Origin of the sequence: Marivibrio halodurans (genome assembly GCF_017963645.1) — a bacterium.
GTDB classification, from domain to species: Bacteria; Pseudomonadota; Alphaproteobacteria; order UBA8366; family Aestuariispiraceae; genus Marivibrio; species Marivibrio halodurans.
Genome location: NZ_JAGMWN010000005.1, coordinates 192,081 through 211,474 on the forward strand (window position 1 = coordinate 192,081; position 19,394 = coordinate 211,474).

At 66.2% G+C, this 19,394-nt stretch carries 17 protein-coding genes; 10 read left to right on the forward strand and 7 right to left on the reverse strand.

The features are described from left to right. Positions 1-76 precede the first annotated feature (76 nt). Positions 77-1,762, reverse strand: a complete 1,686-nt coding sequence (gene betA / locus KAJ83_RS12130) for a choline dehydrogenase (RefSeq protein ID WP_210682337.1) — start codon at positions 1,760-1,762, stop codon at positions 77-79. Further along, on the reverse strand, positions 1,759-2,367 hold the full coding sequence (betI, locus tag KAJ83_RS12135) for a transcriptional regulator BetI (protein WP_210682338.1): 609 nt from the start codon (positions 2,365-2,367) through the stop codon (positions 1,759-1,761). Before betI ends, betA begins: the two co-directional genes overlap by 4 nt. A gap of 254 nt (positions 2,368-2,621) precedes the next feature. Between betI and KAJ83_RS12140 the strand changes: the two genes are divergently transcribed. Then, a complete protein-coding gene (locus KAJ83_RS12140; RefSeq protein WP_210682339.1) occupies positions 2,622-3,290 on the forward strand; it encodes a dienelactone hydrolase family protein in 669 nt (222 codons plus the stop codon). 39 nt (positions 3,291-3,329) lie between these two features. On the opposite strand, the gene KAJ83_RS12145 is transcribed toward KAJ83_RS12140, so the two are convergent. Beyond that, complete coding sequence (locus tag KAJ83_RS12145; protein WP_210682340.1) at positions 3,330-4,535, reverse strand: TauD/TfdA family dioxygenase; 1,206 nt, start codon at positions 4,533-4,535, stop codon at positions 3,330-3,332. Positions 4,536-4,696: 161 nt separating this feature from the next. Between KAJ83_RS12145 and hutG the strand changes: the two genes are divergently transcribed. Continuing rightward, positions 4,697-5,491: an N-formylglutamate deformylase gene (gene hutG / locus KAJ83_RS12150; protein ID WP_210682341.1), complete on the forward strand. Its 795-nt coding sequence runs from the start codon at positions 4,697-4,699 to the stop codon at positions 5,489-5,491. Between the two features lie 37 nt (positions 5,492-5,528). On the opposite strand, the gene KAJ83_RS12155 is transcribed toward hutG, so the two are convergent. Continuing rightward, a complete protein-coding gene (locus tag KAJ83_RS12155; RefSeq protein WP_210682342.1) occupies positions 5,529-6,974 on the reverse strand; it encodes a sensor histidine kinase in 1,446 nt (481 codons plus the stop codon). Between the two features lie 425 nt (positions 6,975-7,399). Here KAJ83_RS12155 and KAJ83_RS12160 point away from each other — a divergent pair, with 425 nt between their 5' ends. Further along, a complete protein-coding gene (locus tag KAJ83_RS12160; protein ID WP_210682343.1) occupies positions 7,400-8,566 on the forward strand; it encodes a sensor histidine kinase in 1,167 nt (388 codons plus the stop codon). A 7-nt stretch (positions 8,567-8,573) separates the two neighbouring features. Here the strand turns inward: KAJ83_RS12160 and KAJ83_RS12165 are convergent, their stop codons facing one another. Further along, positions 8,574-9,251, reverse strand: coding sequence for a formylglycine-generating enzyme family protein (locus tag KAJ83_RS12165; RefSeq protein ID WP_210682344.1), 678 nt, complete (start codon positions 9,249-9,251; stop codon positions 8,574-8,576). 116 nt (positions 9,252-9,367) lie between these two features. Next, positions 9,368-10,588 (reverse strand): imidazolonepropionase, encoded by a 1,221-nt coding sequence (gene hutI / locus KAJ83_RS12170; RefSeq protein WP_210682345.1) that lies wholly within the window; start codon positions 10,586-10,588, stop codon positions 9,368-9,370. Between the two features lie 121 nt (positions 10,589-10,709). Between hutI and KAJ83_RS12175 the strand changes: the two genes are divergently transcribed. Beyond that, positions 10,710-12,098 carry a formimidoylglutamate deiminase gene (locus KAJ83_RS12175; RefSeq protein ID WP_210682346.1) on the forward strand — a complete coding sequence of 463 codons (1,389 nt, stop codon included), beginning with the start codon at positions 10,710-10,712 and terminating at the stop codon, positions 12,096-12,098. Positions 12,099-12,120: 22 nt separating this feature from the next. On the opposite strand, the gene KAJ83_RS12180 is transcribed toward KAJ83_RS12175, so the two are convergent. Continuing rightward, on the reverse strand, positions 12,121-12,477 hold the full coding sequence (locus tag KAJ83_RS12180; RefSeq protein WP_210682347.1) for a PilZ domain-containing protein: 357 nt from the start codon (positions 12,475-12,477) through the stop codon (positions 12,121-12,123). 111 nt (positions 12,478-12,588) lie between these two features. Here KAJ83_RS12180 and KAJ83_RS12185 point away from each other — a divergent pair, with 111 nt between their 5' ends. The 6 genes from KAJ83_RS12185 to KAJ83_RS12210 all read left to right on the forward strand — a co-directional run bounded on the left by KAJ83_RS12185 (position 12,589) and on the right by KAJ83_RS12210 (position 19,393). Continuing rightward, positions 12,589-13,875 carry an NAD(P)/FAD-dependent oxidoreductase gene (locus KAJ83_RS12185; protein ID WP_210682348.1) on the forward strand — a complete coding sequence of 429 codons (1,287 nt, stop codon included), beginning with the start codon at positions 12,589-12,591 and terminating at the stop codon, positions 13,873-13,875. A gap of 151 nt (positions 13,876-14,026) precedes the next feature. Beyond that, entirely contained in the window at positions 14,027-14,521 is a 495-nt protein-coding gene (locus KAJ83_RS12190; RefSeq protein ID WP_210682349.1) for a hypothetical protein, read from the forward strand. Between the two features lie 150 nt (positions 14,522-14,671). Further along, a complete protein-coding gene (locus tag KAJ83_RS12195) occupies positions 14,672-14,917 on the forward strand; it encodes a hypothetical protein (RefSeq protein WP_210682350.1) in 246 nt (81 codons plus the stop codon). Continuing rightward, positions 14,904-15,410, forward strand: a complete 507-nt coding sequence (locus KAJ83_RS12200; protein WP_210682351.1) for a hypothetical protein — start codon at positions 14,904-14,906, stop codon at positions 15,408-15,410. The genes KAJ83_RS12195 and KAJ83_RS12200 overlap by 14 nt, the downstream gene beginning before the upstream one ends. 91 nt (positions 15,411-15,501) lie before the next feature. Next, a complete protein-coding gene (locus KAJ83_RS12205; protein ID WP_210682352.1) occupies positions 15,502-17,919 on the forward strand; it encodes a GcvT family protein in 2,418 nt (805 codons plus the stop codon). A gap of 58 nt (positions 17,920-17,977) precedes the next feature. Further along, positions 17,978-19,393 carry a DegQ family serine endoprotease gene (locus KAJ83_RS12210; RefSeq protein WP_210682353.1) on the forward strand — a complete coding sequence of 472 codons (1,416 nt, stop codon included), beginning with the start codon at positions 17,978-17,980 and terminating at the stop codon, positions 19,391-19,393. Position 19,394 lies beyond the last annotated feature (1 nt).

The following is a 19,394-nucleotide window of genomic DNA, read 5'->3' on the forward strand; positions in this document are numbered from 1 at the left end:
AAGCTGCTAGGCCGTGGCGGATAAGATGAGTCTCCGCGCCCCTCCCCTGATAAGGGAGAGGGGCGCGGAGACGGCCTCAAGCCGCGCGCTCGCGCTGCTTCGTTTGCCAATCCGGGGCGATCCAGACATCGGCGTTGGACGGCGCCAGGGGATCACGGCCACGCACGATATCGGCCGCCTTCTCCGCCACCATGATGGTCGGGGCGTTCAGGTTACCGTTGGTGATGGTGGGGAAGACCGAACTGTCGATGACGCGCAGATTCTCCATCCCACGCACCCGCGTCTCGGAGTCGAGAACCGCCATTGGATCGTCCCCCGCCCCCATCTTGCAGGTGCAGGAGGCGTGATAGGCACTCTCCGCCGCGCCACGAATCCAGGCGTCGATTGCCTCGTCCGACTGGATATCGTCGCCCGGTTGAATCTCGCCCGCATTGTAGTCCGCCATGGCGGGCTGGGCCATGATCTCCCGGGTCAGGCGGATCGCGCTGCGGAAGGCTTCGCGATCCTCCTCCGCCTCATTGTAGTTGAAGAGGACGGAGGGCTTATGACGCGGGTCGGTCGATTTGATCGCGACGCGTCCCCGGCTCTTCGGCTTGTTCGGCCCGACATGCACCTGGAAACCATGGCCGTCGAAGGCCGCCCGCCCGTCATAGCGCATCGCCCCCGGCAGGAAGTGATATTGAATGTCCGGCCATTCCAACCCGGCGCGGCTGCGGATGAAGGCGCAGCTCTCGAAGTGGCAGGTCGCGCCGAGGCCGGTCTTGAAGAAGTACCATTGCGCCCCGATCAGGAACTTGTGCCAGGGGTCCAGATGGGCGTTGAGGGTGATCGGCTGCTTACAGCGGAACTGGAAATAGACCTCCAGATGGTCCTGCAGGTTCGCGCCGACGCCCGGCAGGTCGTGCACCACGTCGACGCCCGCGTCCTTCAGCACCGCGGCCGGACCGATGCCCGACATCTGCAACAGCATGGGTGAGCCGATCGAGCCGGCGGAAAGGATGACCTCACGCCGGGCGGTCGCCCGGATCACCTTGCCGCCGCGCTCATATTCGATCCCGGTGGCGCGCTTGCCGTCGAGCAGGATGCGGCGGGACACCGCCTCGCTCACGACATGCAGGTTCCGGCGGTCGCGGATCGGCTTCAGATAGGCATTGGCGCAGGAGGAGCGCACGCCATCCTTGATCGTCATGTGCATCGGGCCGAAGCCTTCCTGACGATAACCGTTATAATCCTCCGTCACGCCGTAACCGGCCTGATCCCCGGCCTCGATGAAGGCACGGTAGAGCGGGTTTCGCATCCGGTTGCCGAGCGACGTGCCCAGCGGCCCGTCGCCGCCGCGATAGGTATCCCCACCCTCGACCCAAGTCTCGGCCCGCTTGAAATAGGGCAGGCAGTGACGATACCCCCAGCCGTCGAGACCACCTTCCGACTCCCACTGGTCGAAGTCGCGCGCATGGCCGCGCACATAGGCCATGCCGTTGATCGAGGACGAGCCGCCCAAGACCTTTCCGCGCGGGCAATCGAAGCGGCGGCCGTCCATATGGGGCTCGGGCTCCGACTCATAGCCCCAGTTGAAACGCGGCATGTTCATTGGGATCGACAGCGCCGTCGGCATCTGGATGAAGATCGACTTATCGCTGCCGCCCGCCTCGATCAGCAGCACGCTGACCTCGGGATCCTCGGTCAGTCGGTGCGCCATGACGCAACCGGCGCTGCCCGCGCCGACGATGATGTAATCGAAGCTCTCGCCGTTCTCGCTCATGATCCTTGTATCCCATCGCGTTCCGCGAGCGCGATTTGCGCGCGCACATAGTTCCAGGCGATCCGGCGCGCCGCCGCCGGATCGATCGAGCGCGGAGCCACGGCCGCCGTCAGCCACAGCCCGTCGATAATGGCGGCAAGGCCATCGGCCGCCTCCTCCACCGCCGCCTCGTCCGCGATCACGCCGCGCAGCGCATGGCGTAGCGTGCTGCGCAGACGGCGCAGATAGAGCCGCGCCAACCGCGCCAACGAGGGCGAATGCGGCGTCTGCGCCCAAAAGCTGAGCCAAGCCGTCTGCACCGCGCCGGAGAATTGATCGATGGAGAAGCTGGCCTCGATCACCGCCTCCAGGCGCGCCTCGGGCGTCTGGGCGGTGGCGAGGCGCGTATTCACCTCCCGCCTTAGATCGCGCAGCATCGCGCGCATCGTCGCCGCCAGCAGCGCGTCCTTGCCGCCGAAATAATGATGAATGATCCCGGAAGAGACCCCGGCGCGCGCGCTGATCTGCTTTACCGTCGCCTCCGCCAAGCCCTGCTCATGGATCGCGGCGACCGTCGCCTCGATCAACTGGCGGCGGCGGATCGGCTCCATTCCAAGTTTCGGCATCGATCCACTCGCCTGATTAGAGATGCGAACGCTATTGTTTTTATATTGGACGGTCAATTAAAAAAAACGAGAACACACAATTATAACGATAATATCATGATGTTCCGACATCTTCTCCATAGTGGAATTGATCCCCATGTGGAGAAGAGAAGGTCGACGATCCGGTCCTGCCGCCGCGCCATGTCGGATGCCCGGCCGTGAAGCAGTGGCTTCCGCCCGGCGCGCACGTATTGAACAAGGAGGAGAAGTTCCCGATGGGCGATATGATCAAGTTCGACTGTCCCGAAGGCCATCAGGCCGACGGCTATCTGGCGGAGGCCGAGAACCCGAAGGGCGCCGTCGTCGTGATCCAGGAATGGTGGGGCCTCAACGACCAGATCAAGGGTGTGGCCGACCGGTTCGCCGCCGAAGGCTATACCGCGCTGGCCCCCGACCTCTTCGCGGGGCGGATCGCGGGCGACGCCGACGAGGCGAACCACATCATGACCAACCTCGATTGGGTCGGCGCGGTCGATCAGGAGGTCAAGGGCGCGGCGCGGCTGCTCAAGGGCAAGGCCGACAAGGTCGCGGTCATGGGCTTCTGCATGGGCGGCGCGCTCAGCATTATCGCGGGCGTGAAGCTCGACGAATGCGACGCCGCCATCTGCTATTACGGTATCCCACCCAAGGAGCAGGCCGATCCCAGGCAGATGCGCGTCCCCTTCCAGGCGCATTTCGCGACCAATGACGGGTGGTGCACACCGGAAGCGATCGGCGCGCTCGAACAGGCGTTGAAGGAATCACCCGCGCCGGTGGTCGAAATCCATCGCTATGACGGCGAGCACGCCTTCTTCAACGAGACCTCGGACGTCTATGACAAGAACGCGGCCGAGACCAGTTGGGACCGCACGATCGCCTTCCTGGACAAGCAGTTCGGAAGCTGATGCGCCCGGGTACCAGGTGGCCCGGCCCGCCGGGTCGGGTCACCCGCGCTCCAACACGCGAAGACGCGACCAGGCGTCGTCGCAATCGACATAGCAGCCTTCCAGCTTGCGCCGCCCCGCATTGGGGTCGAACGCACCGCGCCCGTGCAAAACCCGACGATTATGGAAGGCGATCAGGTCGCCGGGACCGAGCCGCAGCCGCAGTTCCATCGCCGGATCGCGCAGGATTTCCGTGAACCGCCGCAGCGCATCGCGAAGCGGCGTCATATCGTCGAACGGCACGTTCAGCGGCGCCGTCAGCGCGTCGTGATAGCGCACCTCCATCAAATCCCCATCGGGATCGAGCGCGATGGTCGGCGCCCGCCACCTGATATCCTCGCCGCCATCGACGAAGCGGAAGGGGATGGCGTGGCGGGTCAGGCGATCGAACGCCTCGGGCGCATCGGCACGCAGACGCTCGGCCGCGCGGAATCCATCCACCAGCAGGCTTTCCCCGCCCGGCGCCTCTGACAGATGACAATGCAGGAATTGAATGCCCGGCGGCATTTCCCGGTTCGGCAGGTCGGTGTGCGCCTTCAACTCCAACGCGGTGTAGGCGACATTGTTCGGATCGGGCTTATTCTCGACCTGGAAATTCACGCCGAAATTCGTCTCGCGCAGGAAGGAAATGCGCCGCGCGACATCCATGACCGCCCCCTCCCGCGTCGGCACGCCACGCAGGATGGCGAGGCCGCGCTCGCGCAGATCGACCAGCATCGCATGCAACACCGCGTCGTCCGCCATATAGGCGTCGTGGGTGTGTTCCGGCATCGCCGCGCGCAGGTCGGCCGCGTCCCAAGTCCTGACCGGCCGCTTGTTCGCCAGATGGCCGGCGCCGTCATAATCCTTCGCGGCCAACCAGCCGGCGCCCAGCCGCGTCTCGTGTCCATCGGACCATATCAGGCGCAGGGCCGCGCCCTCCTCCACCACCGACTGTTCCATGGGCGCGATGGCCGGGTCGATCACGAAACTGTCCACCGTTCGCTCCCAGGTATGGGGATGCAGGCATTCGACGCACCGGCAATTGCCGCGCAGCCAGAAATGATGGAAGCGGCTTTCCCTCCTGCCGTCCGGATGATCGCGCCAGAGCAGCACCATATGATCCCCGCGCGCCTCCACGGCCGCGATCCGAACATTTTCCGCGATCTCCCCACCCGTGCGATCGGCACGGTCGGTCTCGCTTACCAGGATGTTGCCCGCAAGCATCGTTCGCCTCGTATTGAATGGATCGTCTAAACGGAAAGCATCGATCTGGTTCGGATCGCCCGGACATGCAAGAAGCGTCCCCGCTCGGACCTTCTCCGCGCGATAGCATGCGCCCCCGCCCCATCCGGTGACAAGCGCCCTCGCAAAGGATATAGAGCGCCATGAAAATCTTTCGTTTAAGCGAGGGGACATCCCCCGTTCTGATAAGCATCCCCCATGTGGGAACCCGGCTTCCGGGCGAGATCGTCGAGCGGATGACGCCGGAGGCACGGATGCTGGCCGACACCGACTGGCATGTCGATCGGCTGTATGATTTCGCGGCCGACATGGGTTGCGCGGTGCTGGCGGCGGATTATTCGCGCTATGTGATCGATCTCAACCGGCCGCCCGACGACGCCAACCTCTATCCCGGGCAGGACACGACGGGTCTCCTTCCGATCGACACGTTCGCGGGTGATCCCCTTTATGTGGACGACGCGATCCCGGACCATGCCGAGACCATCCAGCGGCTGGATGCCTTCTGGCATCCCTATCACGATACGCTGGCGGAGGCATTGAGCCGCATCCGCGAGCGTCACGGCCACGCCGTCCTATGGGAAGCGCATTCTATTCGCGGCGATGTTCCCCGCTTCTTCGAGGGACGCCTGCCCGACTTGAATATCGGTACCGCCAACGGGTCCGCCTGCGCGCCGTCCCTCGCCCAAGCCGTCGAAGACGCCGCGGCGCGCCACGGCGCGGCCTTCAGCCGCGTGACCGACGGCCGCTTCAAGGGCGGTTACAGCACGCGCCACTATGGGCGCCCGGATGCGGGTTGGCACGCGATCCAACTGGAGATCGCTCAACGCGCCTATATGGACGAGGATCCCCCCTTCACATACCGGCCGGAACGGGCGGAGCTATTGCGCGCGGTGCTGACCCCCATGCTGCGCGCGGCGATCGACTGGCGCCCCGGCTGAGAGCGGGGCCCTGCTGAACCGGCGATGCCAGCGCCGTTCAGGACGCCTTCGCGCTCACCGCGCGTTCCTCCGCGCAAGAGGACGGCTCCAACCGTCTTTCCGGCGGGAAGGTAATGCGCACGGCCGTTCCCTCGCCCAGCTTGCTTTCAATCGCAATGCTGCCGTCGTGCAGTTCGACCAGCCGCTTGGACAACGCCAGACCGAGGCCGATGCTCGTGCCGCCCTGGGCGTCATCCGCTTCGCTCGCGGCGAAGGGCTCGAACACCCGATTCACCGTCTCCTCGGCCATTCCTATGCCGGTATCGCGCACCGTCAACACGACCGCGCCGCCTTCCTCCTCGACAAGGGCGATCGTCACGCACCCGCCCGAAGGCGTGAAGCGGATGGCATTGGCGACGATATTGATCAGCACCTGACGCAGCTTGGTGGCATCGCCTCGAATACACGGGCGGTCGCGTTCCGCGCCGCCGGCCAACCCGGGCGTATGGATAGCCACCCCCTTCTCCCGCGAAAGCCCGTTCAGCATGTCTCGGCATTCAACGACGATCCGGTCGAGCGAGACAGGCGCCACGGACAGCGTCAACGCGCCATACTCGCTACGCCCGAGGTCGAGCACGCTGTTCGCCAGATCATTGAGATGCTGGGCGCTGAGCATGATCCGCTCCGAATAGTCCTTATAGCGGGGATCGCCGACCGGCCCCCAGATCTCGCTGCGGATCGTATCCGCGAAGCCGGCGATCGCGTTCAGGGGGCTTCGGAATTCATGGCCGATGATCGCGAAACTGTTCGATTTCAACCGCTCCGCGATGGCGGCGCTCTCCTGCGCGGCGGCGAGTTTCGCGACCAGGGCCTCGTTCTCCAGGATCAACCGAACCCGTCGCGTCGATCCATGGCCGAACCGATGCCCGGTGCTCCAAACCACGAACGCATAGATGCATCCCATCGCGGCCGCGCTCAGATGCTCGACCGTCTGGATCGATGCGAAGCCCAGAATCGGGCCGACCGAGGCCGGAAGGACGTAAAGCCGAAAGGCGACGAGATCCGGGGTAAGCGAGAAGATCGCGCCCGCCATCATGCCGCCGACGGCGATCGCCACCAAGGCCTCGGACAAAGGCGGCAAGGAGCCGAATGCGACCACAAGCCCGCAAAGTCCCCAGAGCACCCCGCTCAGCAAGACACTGGCCCGCGCCATCCGATCGAGGCGCGAAGCCTCCATGCGGCTCCCAGACCCGGTGGCCACCCGCCGGCACCATAGCCGCAGCCCGCAACTTCCGGCCATGGCGGCCAGCCAAATGACGAGCGCCCAAGCAATATCCGGCCGCCAAAGCGCCCCTACGAGAATCGTTCCGACCGCCATGTTCGAGAGCGCCGGAAAGGGAGATTGGTGGAATCGCGCGCGCAATTCCTCCCGCAGCCGCGCGTCGGAAACGTCGGGCTTTTCGATCGAGGGCGCGGAATGGGCATACCGACTATCGTCGAGCATGGAAAACCGCCGGTGCGCGCTGCGGGAGCCAATTCGTCATGATTATTGTAGCGTGTTCCAATTCACATCCGCGAGTGACATTCCATCGATTCCGACAGCATGCCCATTAAGACAACTCGAACGAAGGCGGTCTTTCCCATCGGAAACCCATGCCTGGAAACATGGCTTTCAAACATCGCTTATGAACATGGTATTGGCCGCCAGTGATCCAAGACGGGCCCTTCACGCATGGGATGCCACCCGTTTTTAATCCACCAAGCCGCCGCGATCGTACTCTTTGGGAGATAATAGCGAGGGCCGAGACGGAATAGAAGGACACTCACGTCCGACCGTCGCATGGTAACGGCATTTTTACGAATGGTCTGATATTCGCCCGCCCGTTCGCCGCGCCCCCGGCAAAGCCGCATCCAAGGAGTCGACGATAAATGCGCTTTTATACCGCCATGACCCATCTTTCCCTGCCACGCAGCTATTTGGGTAAGATACTGCTGGTCAGCTTCCTGGGCGTGCACGTCCCGCTAATCGGCACGGTTCTGTACGTGGTGATTGGAAGCGGACTTTCCCTCGACGATTCGTTCGGCATCCTGCTCGCCCTGCTCATGGCCACGTTGCTGGGAACGGTGGCGACCCTCGCCGCCCTTCATGCCCTTCTGGCCCCTGTCACGAAGGCATCGGACGCGCTGCGCGCCTATCTGGCGGACGGGACGATACCCGTCTTGCCGACCCGTCACGGCGACCGGGCGGGAATTCTGCTCGCCAATGTGCAGGAGGCGGTAACTCGCCTCGACCTCGCGCTTGACGCCACGCGCCGCCAGCGCGACGAGGCCGTGACCACCAAGCGCGAGAAATTCGAGATGCTGGCCGGCCTCAGCCACGATCTGCGCACGCCGCTCAATCATGTGATCGGTTTCGCGGAACTTCTCTCGACCGAAGCGTTGGGGCCGCTCGGCCGAAAGGAATATGTCAATTACGCCGAGGATATCGGAACCAGCGGCGGCGATCTGTTGAGCGTCGTCACCGCGATCCTGGACCTGAGTGGCGCGGAGGCCGGCACGGCGTGCATAGAAATGGAGCCTCTATCGCTGCTCGACGGTATAAGGCGGGCGATCAATCTGGCGCATCACAAGGCGCAGCGACGGGGCATCGCGCTGGAGATCGATTCGGATATCTCCGGCGATATGATGGTCACAAGCGATCCGCGCTATCTGAAGCAGGTTCTTCTCCACCTTCTGGAGATCGCGATCGACGCCCCGGATTCAACGACGCGCGTGTTCGTGGCGGCCGCGCCGCGCGGTGGAAAGGTAACGATCTATATCGAAAGCGACGCCGCCTGGGCCGACGGGGACGTTCCGCCGGAATTTCAAACCGCCCCGGGCGTTCTGGAATCCTTCGAGAAGGTCAAGGCGTCGACGATGCGCCATACCAGCCCCTCCGCGCTTCGCCTTTCGCTCGTAGCCTCGCTCGCCCGGTTGATCGACGGGTCGCTCAAGGTCGGCACCTCGATCAATGGCGGCCGTCAGATGGCCGTCGCCCTCCCGGACGGCGGCGCGCCGCTTCAAGAGGTCACCCGCCACGCGACGGAAAGGCTGTAATCCATCCTCAACGATTGCCTCCCAGGGTGACCGCGACGCGAAACCCGACGTCGTAGGCCTTGTGGGTCAATCGGCCGCCGGCACGATAGGCCGGAATCGAGACCGTCCGGTCGAAGTACCAGGAACCGCCCTTACGGGTGCGCCGGGTGCAGTCGCGAACGGCGGATTGCGAATGGTCGGGACGCCAGCAATCGGCCGTCCATTCCATGACGTTGCCAAGCATCTCATGCAGGCCGTAACCATTGGGCGGCAGACTGCCGGCGGGAACGGTGCCATGCACCGCCTCCGCGCGGCAGCCGCTGCACTGGACGCGTGCTTCACCGCCTTCCTCCCCCGGGGCGGGCGCGATGCCGGGGGCGGGGGCGCCGCCCAGCGCGGCATATTCCCACTCCATCTCGCTCGGCAGGCGGTAGGGACGGCCGGTCCGCGCGGCGAGCCAGGCCGCATAGGCCGTCGCCTCCGCATGGGTGACATAGATCACGGGGCGCGCGCCCCGGCCCCAATCCCGGTCCCAGGGCAGGGTCGGGCAACCACCGTCCTCGACGCAGGCCGCGTATTGCGCGAAGGTCGTCTCCGTCCGCGCCATGGCGAAGGGATGGTCGATCACGGCCCGATGGGCCGGCGCCCCGGCGCGGCGCCCACCGTCGCGCCCCATGGTGAAGGTTCCGGCCGGAATCGGCACCATTTCCGGACAGTCCGCGCAATCCCGAAACGACCCCTTCTCGTACGCGTACGGCTGGCTCTCCGCGCAAGCGCCGAGCACGAACGCCACGAACGGAAGAAGCGCGAGAACGCGCGCCCTCACCGCACGACCTGACCGCCGCGCACCACGCCCGCGCACGGGTTCCAACCCATCCGATAGGCGAGCGCCGCCGGCGTCTCGATATCCCAGAGGACGAAGTCCGCCCGCTTCCCCACGCGCAGCGATCCGCGATCGTCCGCCAACCCAAGCGCCCTGGCACCATTGATGGTGATGCCGGCGAGCGCCTCCTCCGGCGTCATGCGGAAGAGCGTACAGGCCATGTTGAGCACCAACAGCAACGAAGTGACGGGCGAGGAACCCGGGTTGACGTCGCTGGCCAACGCCATCGCGACCTTGTGCCGGCGGAAGGCATCCATCGGAGGTAATTGCGTTTCCCGTAAGGTATAGAAAGCCCCCGGCAGCAGCACGGCGACCGTTCCCGCCCGCCCCATCGCGGCGACCCCGGCTTCGTTGGTATATTCCAGATGGTCGGCGGAAAGCGCGCCGAACGACGCCGCGAGCGCCGCGCCGTCGAGGTCGGAGAGCTGGTCGGCATGGAGTTTCACCGGCAGACCAAGCTTCGCCGACGCCTCGAACACCCGGCGCACCTGATCGGGGGAGAAGGCGATACCCTCGCAAAAGGCATCGACCGCATCGGCCAAACCTTCCTCGGCCACGCGCGGCAGCTGCGCCGTTATCACATGGTCGATATAGCCGTCCTTGTCGTCCTTGAAGGCGGCGGGCAGCGCATGGGCGCCGAGAAAGGTCGTCCGCACATCGACCGGCCGGCTCTCCCCCAGGCGGCGGGCGACGCGCAGCATCTTGGCTTCCGTCTCGGGGTCGAGACCGTAGCCCGACTTGATCTCGATCGTCGTCAGCCCTTCGGCCAGCAGATCGTCGAGGCGTCGACCGGCACTATCAAGCAGTTCTTCCTCATCGGCGGCGCGGGTCGCCTCGACCGTGGAGACGATGCCGCCGCCTGCCTTGGCGATCTCCTCGTAGGAGGCGCCCTCCAGCCGCAGCTCGAACTCCCGCGCGCGGTCGCCACCATGGACGATATGGGTATGGCAATCGACCAGCCCCGGCGTCATCCAGCGCCCCCCGGCATCGCGCACCTGCCGGGCCAGGGCCTCCGGCGCATCCGGCAGCTTGGCGCGCGGGCCGACCCAGGCGATGCGGCCATCCTCCACCGCGAGGGCGCCATCGGGAATGGCCCCATAGGCGGCCCGCATCGGCTCCATCGTCGCGAGATCCGCATTGATCCAGAGTTGATCCCACATCGCCCGCGCTCTCCATAGCCGTTCGGCAATTCGACGGTTCGCAAACCCGCGCGACCGGACTTGCCGGGCGGCGGAAGAGGCGTCAGGTTGCGCCAACGACCACCGTCGGGGCAAGCGGACGATGACCGAGCTTTTCGCGGAACGGGCATTATTGGCCGATGGCTGGGCGCGCGATGTCCTGATCACCTGGGACGAGGGCGGGCATATTACCGGCCTGCGACCCGGCGCCGATCCAGGACGGGCGCCCCGCGCGCCGGGGCCCATCCTGCCCGGCATGACGAACCTGCACGGCCATGCCTTCCAGCGGGCGATGGCCGGGCGGGCCGAGACGCGCGGGCCGTCGCATGCGGGGGAGGACAGCTTCTGGACCTGGCGCGAGACGATGTACGACCTCGCCCTCGCCCTACAGCCGGAGGATGCCCGTATCATCGCCCGCCATCTGGCGATCGAATGCCTGAAACGCGGCTATACCGCACTGTGCGAGTTCCATTATCTTCACCATGACACGGACGGCCACGCCTATGCCGACCCGGCGGAGATGAGCCTCGCCACCGTCGGCGGCCTGCGGGAAAGCGGGATCGCGGTGACGCATTTGCCCGTCCTCTATGCCCGTGGCGGTTTCGGCGAAGCGCCGCTGGGCGATCGTCAACGACGTTTCCATACCACGCCCGAGACGATCCTGGAGATCGTCCGGCGCACCGCCGCGCGGCATGGGACGGACCCGCTGGTTCGGGTCGGCCTCGCGCCCCATTCGTTGCGCGCCGCCCCGGTCGAGATGATCGCGGAGGCGGTGGACGGGCTGGACGACATCGACGATGCCGCCCCGATCCATATCCATGTCGCGGAGCAGGAGAAGGAAGTCGCCGACTGCCTTGCCACGCACGGCGCGCGTCCCGTCTCCTGGCTGCTCGACCGCGTGGCGGTCGATGGGCGCTGGTGCCTCGTCCACGCGACCCATCTGGACGGGTCCGAGACGCGTGCCCTGGCGGCGCGCGGCGCGGTGGCCGGGCTGTGTCCGACGACGGAGGCCAATCTCGGCGACGGTCTCTTCCCCCTTCTGCCTTACCGCGAGGCGGGCGGCGCCATCGGCATTGGATCGGACAGCCATGTCAGCCGCGACCCGGCGCGGGAACTGGCGTTGCTGGAATATGGCATCCGCCTGACGGAACGTCGCCGCAACCGCGCGACCGACATGGATACCCCCTCCGTCGGGGGGACGCTCTGGCGGGCGGCGGCCGCGGGCGGCGCCCAGGCGGCGGGCGCGGATGCCGGCGCGATAGCCCTCGGCCGGCGCGCCGACCTGATCGCGCTCGACGGCGCGCATCCGGATATCACGGAACGCGACGGGGACGCGATCCTGGATGGCTGGATCTTCGCCGCCGATGAAACGCCGGTCGATTCAGTCTGGGTGGCGGGCCGGTGGGTCGTCGGCGAGGGGCGGCACGCGCTGGAGGGCGAGGCCGCCACCGCCTATCGGCGGTGTCTCGCGCGGCTGTTCGCGGCGGCATAGCCACCGCTTCGGCGCGGGCGCCCTACCCCGCCTGTTCGTGTCCGCCCAGGGCCTGATGAACGATCAAATCCTGCAGCCGGTCGAAAACCATCGGATCGACGCGCGTGAAGGCAATGCAATAGACCATGCCCTCGTCATCCTGGCCGACCACGAGGGCGGGAATCTCGACCGGCTCTTCATGCGGGGGCATCAATTGGGCGGCCACCGTCTCGCCGACCTCCAGCACATCCCCTTCATTGGTGTAGAAACCGCATCCACCGAGACTGAGATCGGTGACCCGTCCGGCGAAGCCGTTCATGGTCGCGGGCACGCGTATCGGCACCCGACGTTCCTTTCGCCGGTCACCTCCCTTGATGATACGCATGAGACGGCTGAACATGATAGAACAGTCCTTGTATCGAACGCTCCCGCCCTTTTGGATGCGAGAACCATGCCACGCCCTTAAAGCCCGTGCCAGGGCCTTTCCCGTCCATGACATAAGGATCGATGAATGAGTGACGCCGCTTGGACCCGCCCCCCCAGCTTATGGGCGGCCACCGCGCCGGTCGGGCCGGATTGTCCACCCCTCGTCACTGCGGAAACGGCCGAGGTGGTCATCGTGGGAGGCGGATTCACCGGCCTTTCGGCGGCACTGCATCTGGCCGAGGAGGGGCGAAGCGTTCGGCTCCTCGAAGCGGCGGAGCCCGGATTCGGAGCGTCCGGGCGAAACGGCGGTCAGGTCAATCCCGGCTGGAAACCGGATCCGGACGCAACGGCCAAGGCCTTCGGCGGCGGGGCCGGCGGACGACGCGCCGTCGCCTTCTCCGGCGGGGGACCGGATCTCGTTTTCGATCTAATAGAGCGTCACGGCATCGCATGCGAGGCCGTGCGTCCCGGCTATGTCCAGGCGGCGAAAACACCGTCAGGCGCCAAGCTGCTGCGCCGCCGGGTCGAGAGTTGGGCACGGCACGGCGTAACCATCGACTATTTGGAACAGGGCGACGCGTCGGAACTTCTCGGAACGGACGCCTATATCGCGGCCACCCGCGATCCGCGCGGCGGGAACCTCAATCCGTTGGCCTATGCACGGGGTTTGGCGCGGGCGGCGCTTGCCGCCGGGGCGGCACTACATGGCGAGAGCGCCGTGACGCGGATCGAGCGCATCGGCGAGGACTGGCGTATCGACACCGCGGGCGGTTCGGTCATGGCCCAGCATGTCCTGATCTGCACGAACGGCTATACGGACACGCTCTGGCCGGGTTTGCGGGAAACAGTCGTGCCAATCGCCAGCGTCATCGCCGCCAGCGAACCGATGCCGGAGCACGTCGCCCAAAGCGTCCTGCCGGGTCGTCACGCCCTCTCCGACACCAGTCGGGAGATGTTCTATTACAAGCGCGACGAGGCCGGCCGGTTCCTGATCGGCGGGCGGGGTCCGATTTTCTCGCCCCCCGATTCCGGCCCCGCGCATCGTGCCCGAAAGATGGCGGTAAGGCTCTTCCCGCAATTGGCGCGGATCGGCTGGCATTATGAATGGGGCGGGTATGTCGCGCTCACGCCGGATTGGTTCCCGCGCCTGATGCGGCCGGCGGAAGGGGTGATCGCGGCGCTCGGCTATAACGGGCGGGGCGTGGCGATGGCGACCGCCATGGGCCGCGAACTGGCCCGCGCCCTGACGGGAGAGGAAACGGCGCTGCCGATCACGGACGGGTTGCGGCGCGTGCCCTTGCATCGCCTCTACAAGGTGGGGCTTCTCGGCAACAAGGTGAAGGCGAAGCTGCTCGACCCGCTGGGGATCTGATCCCGCGACGCGGCGCGGGCCTCCCACACGGCCAGCGCGTGACCGGCATGGGCTTCACGCGCGCGCGCATTCGATATTATCATCCCCTTCGCGGCCTATATTCAGGATGCCGGGCGCGGGGGGAAATTCGGTGGGATCGCCGCTTTTTCTTATGAACGAGGCCGAGGGGACGGAGCCCGGATTCTGGGCGGAAACCCGATTCCTCGACCTGGAGACGCGTTCCAGCGGCCTGCATCTCCTGGAGCCGTTCAGGGCCTTCGAATTCGCCCTGCAGGTTCTGGACGCGGGCGCGGAAACCTTCCGGCGCTTCTCGCCCTGGGACATAAGTGGCGCGCTCGAACGCGAGGTGCGGAAGGAAAGCCGTGCCTGGGCGTTATTCGGCGTCTCCGCGAACACCTATGCGCGGGAATCCTTTCGCACCAAAAGGGGTGGAACCGTCGAGATCACCTGCCATTGGCTGATCGTGGAGGCCTATTGGGCGATCCTGTTCTTCACCGAGGCGCACGGCACGGCCAGGCTGATGGTCGCGTGCCCCCATGGCCCGGATCTCGATCCCGACGACCTGCGTGTCGCGCAGATGAACGCCAGCAACCTTCCAGAGCCGCCGCGCCGGCAGATCGAGCGTTTCGTATGGGACAATGGGTAACGATCGAAACCGGCCCCCAACCCGACGCACGGTGGCGTTCGGGAGGCGAAATGCTATATAATGAGACATCGCATGATCGCGCGCGCCCCGTCGGCGGAACATCCTATTGGGGAGCATCTGCTGGGAAGTGCGCGGCGAGGAGACGGCTAGATGGCTGAATTCCAAACGAACGGCGCCCCGCTGAAGGCCGCCGGGTCCGAGGGTCATGGCACGAAGGACGCGGGCCGGCGACGCCTTCAGCCGATGTATTCCGCGTTGAGCCTTCGGCCGGACGGGCCCTATATCGCGGCAATGGAGGCCGACAGCGTCTCCGACGGCCCGGCGACAGCCGCGCGCGCGGCCGCCGCGCGCATCGTCGATTCCTTGGCGGAGCGTGACCGGGGTGAGCGAGAATAACGCCGCCGACACCCGACACGCCTCCCCCGATGCCCACGCCGGCGGATCGGGACGCTGGTTCCAATCCCCTTTCGTCCCGCGCCATCCGTTCGTCCTTCTTCTGATCCTGGCTGTCCTGGCGGGCGGCGCGGGCGTCACGGTCGAGGCCGCCTTCTTCCGCGCCAACTATCAATTCTTCCTGAACCTGCTCGCCGGTCTCTATGGTTTCGCCGGGACCATCATCCTCGTGATACCGACCTTCAAGGGATATCGGGACACTTCGCGAAGCGACGGGGGCGAGCCGAAAGGCTCCATTCAGCCGTTCCCGGAGACAAGACCGCCCGAACAGGGCCCGCTCGCGCCGCGTACCCTGCACAGGCGGATCGTCGCGATCGAGGCCAAGGCCACCATCCCGCCCGACGCGATCCAATGGTACGTGGACGGCCTCTGGCTCGTGGCCGGGGCCTTCTTCCTGCAGATCGTCACGGCCCTGCTCGGATGGTGCCACGCATAGATCATGCGAGCGGTGATAATGCGCGCTTGCGTTCTCGACGGCGCTACGCGAACACTTCCCGCATTGATCCATCAAGACGTTCGGGGGCTTCGTGAAGGACCATGTACAAGTCTGCGTCATCGGCGGCGGCGTCGTCGGGGCGAGCGTGCTCTATCATCTGACCAAGTTCGGCTGGAAGGACGTGGTGCTGGTCGAGCGTTCGGAGCTTACTTCCGGCTCGACCTGGCACGCGGCCGGCGGCTTCCACACGCTAAACGCCGACACCAACATGGCGGCGCTGCAGGGCTATACGATCAAGCTCTATAAGGAACTGGAGGAAATCTCCGGCCAGGCCTGTGGCCTGCACCATGTCGGTGGCCTCACCATCGCGACGGACAAGGATCGTCTCGACTTCCTGCGCGCGGAACGGGCCAAGCACCGCTATATGGGCCTGGAGACCGAGATCGTCGGGCCGGAGGAGATCGCCAAGCTCTCCCCCATCACAAATACCGACGGTATCCTGGGCGCGCTGTACGATCCGCTGGATGGCCATCTCGACCCCTCCGGCACGACGCACGCCTATGCCAAGGCGGCGCGCATGCAGGGCGCTGAAATCTATCTCCGCAACCGGGTGCTGGAACTGAAGCCCACCCCGGACGGCCACTGGGACGTGGTGACCGAACAGGGCACCATCCGCGCGGAGAAGGTGGTGAACGCCGCCGGCCTCTGGGCGCGCGAGGTCGGCGAGATGGTGGGCCTCCAGCTTCCCCTCCACCCGATGGAGCACCAATATCTCGTCACCGGCGACATCCCGGAGGTCTATGATCGCGACCGGGAACTGCCGCATGTCATGGACCCGGCGGGGGAAAGCTATCTGCGCCAGGAAGGGCGCGGCCTCGTCCTCGGCATCTACGAGCAGGAGGCCGAGCCCTGGGCCGTCGACGGCACGCGCTGGGACTTCGGCCACGAACTGCTGCCCGATAAGCTCGACCGCATCGCCGAGCCGCTGGAGGCCGCCTATCGCCGCTATCCCTGCCTGGAGCGCGCCGGGATCAAGAGCGTCATCAACGGCCCCTTCACCTTCGCCCCAGACGGCAATCCGCTGGTCGGACCGGTGCCGGGCCTGCCGGGCTATTGGACGGCCTGCGCCGTGATGGCGGGCTTCAGCCAGGGCGGCGGCGTCGGCCTGACGCTGGCCGAATGGATGGTGGAAGGCGAGCCGACGCGCGACGTCTTCGCCATGGATGTGGCGCGCTTCGGCGATTACTGCACCAAGGACTATACGCGCAAGACGGTGGTGCAGAACTATCAACGCCGCTTCGCCGTCAGCTATCCGAACGAGGAACTGCCGGCCGGCCGGCCGCTTAACACCACGCCGGCCTATGGCATCTGGAAGGCGCGGAACGGCGTCTTCGGCCATGGCTACGGCATGGAGGTGCTGAACTATATCGCGCCGGCGGGGGAGGAGCCGTTCGAGATCCCCTCCTTCCGCCGTTCCAACGCCCATGACGTGGTGGGCGCGGAATGCCGCGCCGTGCGCGAGGCGGTCGGCATCAACGAAATTCACAATTTCGGCAAGTACGAGTTGTTCGGCCCGGCGGCCGAGGACTTCCTCAACCGCATCATGGGCAATCGCGCGCCGAAGCCGGGGCGCATCTGCCTGTCCCCGATGCTGAGTCGGCGCGGCAAGCTGATCGGCGACTTCACCATGAGTTGCCTGGACGAGGGGCATTACCGCCTGACCGCCAGCTACGCCGCCCAGGCCTTCCATATGCGCTGGTTCCTGGAGCATATGCCCTCGGACGGCCTGGAACTCACCAACATCTCCGATAGCCAGATCGGCTTCCAGATCGCCGGTCCGAAGGCGCGGGAACTGCTTTCCCGGGTGACGCGCGCGGATGTCTCCAACACGGGCCTGCCCTTCCTGTCGGTCATGCGCGCCGATGTCGGCGGTGTTCCGGCGGTGGTCGCCCGGGTCAGCTTCACCGGCGATCTCGGCTATGAAATCTATGTCGATTGGCGCCATCAGATCGCGCTCCATGACGCCTTGATGGCGGCCGGCGCGGACCTGGGCATCCGGCCCTTCGGCATGCGGGCGATGATGTCGCTCCGGCTGGAGAAGACTTTCGGCGCCTGGCTGCGCGAATACCGGCCGGACTTCACGGCGGCGGAATGCGGCCTCGACCGGTTCATCCGGTTCGACAAGAACGAGGATTTCATCGGCCGTGCCGCCGCCGCGGCGGAGCGCGAAAGCCCGCCGCGCATGACCCTGGCGGCCTTCACGGTCGAGGCGGCGGACGCCGACGTCGTGGCCGACGAGCCGATCTTCAAGGACGGGGCCGTGATCGGCTTCTGTACCTCGGGCGGCTACGCGCATTATGTGGGCAAGTCGGTCGCGCTCGGCATGATCCCGCGCGAGATGGCGGCGGACGGCGCCGCCTTCGAGATCGAGATCCTGGGCGAACGCCGCGCGGCCACGCTCTTCACCGAACCGTTGTTCGATCCGAGGGCGGAGCGGATGCGGGGATAGGACGAAGGCGCGAACCCGCGTCTTTCATCGCGGCGTCGGCGTGCCTATTTTCAAGGGCATGAAACAGACCCTCGCCGCCCTATTCGCGCTGCTCCTCCTCGCCCCCTCCGCGCACGCGCCCGCCGCGCATGCCGACGAGGTGCCGAGGAGCCGCGCGCAAATAGACCTGTCCTTCGCGCCGATCGTGAAGCAGGTCGCTCCCGCCATCGTGAACATCTACGCCAAGAAGACGGTCGAGAGTCGGGGATTCTCCAGCCCGTTGCTGGAGGATCCGTTCTTCAAGCGGTTCTTCGGCGACATGTTGAAGGGATTCGGCCAACCGAGGGAGCGGGTGGAAAATTCGCTCGGCTCCGGCGTGATCGTCTCCGAGGACGGGCTCGTCGTCTCCAACCACCATGTCATCGCCGGCGCGGACGAAATCCGCGTCGTGCTGGCCGACCGGAGGGAGTTCGACGCGGAACTGCTGATCTCGGACGAGCGCACGGATATCGCCGTCCTGAAGATAAAGGATCCGGACCCGGACCTGACCGTCGCCGAGCTGGGCCGATCGGACGACCTGGAGGTCGGCGACCTCGTGCTGGCCATCGGCAACCCCTTCGGCGTCGGCCAGACGGTGACGAGCGGGATCGTCTCCGGCCTCGCCCGCACCTCGGTCGGCATCACCGACATTCAATCCTTCATCCAGACCGACGCGGCGATCAATCCCGGCAATTCCGGCGGGGCGCTGGTCGCTCTCGACGGCAAGGTGGTGGGCATCAACACCGCGATCTTCTCCAAATCCGGCGGCAGCCACGGCATCGGCTTCGCGGTGCCGGTCGATATGGCGCGTACCGTGGTCAGCGCGGCGATCGAAGGGCGGCCGGTGCGGCGTCCCTGGCTCGGCTTCGCGGGGCGGGACGTGGACGCCGACATCGCCGAGGCGCTGGGCATGCGCGCGCCGCGCGGCGTCATCGTGGAAAGCGTCAGCGCGGACGGGCCGGCATCGGACGCGGGCCTGGAGCCCGGCGACATCGTCACCGCCATCGACGGTCACCGGATCACCGACGCGCAATCGCTGCGCTTCCGTCTCGCCACCAAGGGGGTGGGCAAGCATGCGGAATTGACCTTCCTGCGCGACGGCGCGGAGCAAAGCGCCGATTTCGCCCTGATCGCCCCGCCGGAGGAACCGCCGCGCGACCCGGTGGCGGTCGGGGGGCGCACGCCGCTTTCCGGCGCGACCTTCGTCAATCTCTCCCCCGCCGTCGCGGACGAGCTCGGTCTGCCGACGGACCTGGAAGGCGTCATGGCGCTCAAGGTCGCCGAGCGCAGCCCGGCCGCGAGCGCCGGATTCAGGCCGGGCGATATCCTGCGCGCGATCAACGACATCGAGATCGAACGAACGGCGACATTACGCCGCGTGCTCGACGACGGACCGGTCGAATGGCGCCTGGAGATCGAACGCGATGGCGAGATCCTGCGCGCGGCGCTGCGCTGAT

What these genes read in the sequence shown, in the direction of transcription:
- betA (WP_210682337.1), bottom strand. Translation starts at nt 1,762, where the DNA reads ATGAGCGAGAACGGCGAGAGCTTCGATTACATCATCGTCGGCGCGGGC.
- betI (WP_210682338.1), bottom strand. Translation starts at nt 2,367, where the DNA reads ATGCCGAAACTTGGAATGGAGCCGATCCGCCGCCGCCAGTTGATCGAG.
- KAJ83_RS12140 (WP_210682339.1), top strand. Translation starts at nt 2,622, where the DNA reads ATGGGCGATATGATCAAGTTCGACTGTCCCGAAGGCCATCAGGCCGAC.
- KAJ83_RS12145 (WP_210682340.1), bottom strand. Translation starts at nt 4,535, where the DNA reads ATGCTTGCGGGCAACATCCTGGTAAGCGAGACCGACCGTGCCGATCGC.
- hutG (WP_210682341.1), top strand. Translation starts at nt 4,697, where the DNA reads ATGAAAATCTTTCGTTTAAGCGAGGGGACATCCCCCGTTCTGATAAGC.
- KAJ83_RS12155 (WP_210682342.1), bottom strand. Translation starts at nt 6,974, where the DNA reads ATGCTCGACGATAGTCGGTATGCCCATTCCGCGCCCTCGATCGAAAAG.
- KAJ83_RS12160 (WP_210682343.1), top strand. Translation starts at nt 7,400, where the DNA reads ATGCGCTTTTATACCGCCATGACCCATCTTTCCCTGCCACGCAGCTAT.
- KAJ83_RS12165 (WP_210682344.1), bottom strand. Translation starts at nt 9,251, where the DNA reads ATGGTGCCGATTCCGGCCGGAACCTTCACCATGGGGCGCGACGGTGGG.
- hutI (WP_210682345.1), bottom strand. Translation starts at nt 10,588, where the DNA reads ATGTGGGATCAACTCTGGATCAATGCGGATCTCGCGACGATGGAGCCG.
- KAJ83_RS12175 (WP_210682346.1), top strand. Translation starts at nt 10,710, where the DNA reads ATGACCGAGCTTTTCGCGGAACGGGCATTATTGGCCGATGGCTGGGCG.
- KAJ83_RS12180 (WP_210682347.1), bottom strand. Translation starts at nt 12,477, where the DNA reads ATGTTCAGCCGTCTCATGCGTATCATCAAGGGAGGTGACCGGCGAAAG.
- KAJ83_RS12185 (WP_210682348.1), top strand. Translation starts at nt 12,589, where the DNA reads ATGAGTGACGCCGCTTGGACCCGCCCCCCCAGCTTATGGGCGGCCACC.
- KAJ83_RS12190 (WP_210682349.1), top strand. Translation starts at nt 14,027, where the DNA reads ATGAACGAGGCCGAGGGGACGGAGCCCGGATTCTGGGCGGAAACCCGA.
- KAJ83_RS12195 (WP_210682350.1), top strand. Translation starts at nt 14,672, where the DNA reads ATGGCTGAATTCCAAACGAACGGCGCCCCGCTGAAGGCCGCCGGGTCC.
- KAJ83_RS12210 (WP_210682353.1), top strand. Translation starts at nt 17,978, where the DNA reads ATGAAACAGACCCTCGCCGCCCTATTCGCGCTGCTCCTCCTCGCCCCC.